Raw genomic sequence first — 1,525 nt, forward strand, 5'->3', positions numbered from 1 at the left:
ATCTAAAAACAAAGAGGCTGGGACAAAACCCCCTCTAAATTGAACAAAGCATCGGCGAATGGTAAATTCGCCGGTGCTTTGTTTTATGAATACATGTAACGGCGAGTTGGCTCCGTTTCGGGCGACGCTTTTCGCGGGCGCGGCTCCATCTAATTTTTCCGCTGCGCGAAAAAATGGATATTCCGCACGCGCTGTTCCCGCAGAAGTCGCGCCCACCGTCGTCCAACTCGTGTTCAAAAATGTGCATGAAAAAAAGAAGCACCTTTGATAAAATTAAGTCACCACAACAAAATCATCAAAAGGAGCTTCTTTATGTATAAAAATTATAACATGAATCAACTGATTTTACCGCTAGATGTAGAAAAGAAATTACAAGAAAACGATATTGCCCAACACATTCATCAATTAGTGGAGAGTATCCCAGAGGAAGCTTTCGCTCCATTCAAGCAGGAAACAGGGTGTCCAGCGTACCATCCACGGATGATGTTAAAAATTATTTTATGTGGCTATACGCAATCGGTATTCTCCGGAAGAAGAATAGAAGATTTAGTGAAAGATAGTGTACGAATGATGTGGTTAGCGCAAGGATATGAGCCGAGTTATCGTACAATTAATCGATTCCGTGTTCATCCGCAGATGCAGGAGCTTTTACGTCAATGCTTTGTTCAATTTCGTTGCCAGCTCGTCGAAGAAAAAGTCATTGATGAGCAAGCTATTTTCATCGATGGTACAAAGATTGAAGCAAATGCGAATAAATTCACATTCAAATGGAAAAAATCGATTGAAACATTCCATGCGAATCTTATTCAAAAATCAAATGACATATACGAATCGCTTGTGCGAGAGCAAATCATGCCAGCTATTGAACGCGAAAATGAGGAACAATTAAGTATAGAAGAACTGGGGCAAGTAGCTGAGCAGTTAGAAAAAGTAGTCGCTGACTACACAACAAAAATGGAAGAAACCGAAAATTCAACGTTGCGCAAAGAATTACGTCGCCAGCGCAAAACGCCGAAGCAGTTACTAAAGCAAGTGAAAGATTGGCAAAAAAGAAAACAGACATACGAAACGGATTTAACGATCATGGGCCCACGAAATAGTTATTCAAAGACCGACCCAGATGCGACGTTTATGCGTATGAAAGATGACTATATGAAAAATGGTCAATTAAAGGCGGGATACAATATACAAGCTGCCACACAGAACCAATATACACTTGCGTATGATATTTTCCCAAACCCAACGGATACCAAAACATTGAAGCCTTTTTTACAAACGATTGAGCAACAATTTATGGCCCTACCAACCTATATCGTAGCAGATGCCGGATACGGCAGCGAAGCCAATTATGAAGAACTGATTCAGACGCGTGAACGAACGCCATTAATCCCATATGGTATGTATCGAAAAGAACAAAAAAGGGCGTACAAGAAGAATCTATTTAAAACGGTTAATTGGTTATACGATGAAGAAACAGATACGTATACGTGTCCAAACGGAAAGAACATGCGCTTTCAATCAATTG

The 1,525-nt window shown here is 40.5% G+C and carries 1 protein-coding gene; it reads left to right on the forward strand.

Translation table 11 applies throughout. From position 1 onward, the window contains the following. Window positions 1-312 precede the first annotated feature (312 nt). The coding region (locus tag A6M13_RS12015) for an IS1182 family transposase (RefSeq protein ID WP_066546638.1) at window positions 313-1,525 on the forward strand (1,213 nt) is incomplete at its 3' end.

The sequence above is a fragment of the Caryophanon tenue genome (genome assembly GCF_001700315.1).
Taxonomy (GTDB): domain Bacteria; phylum Bacillota; class Bacilli; order Bacillales_A; family Planococcaceae; genus Caryophanon; species Caryophanon tenue.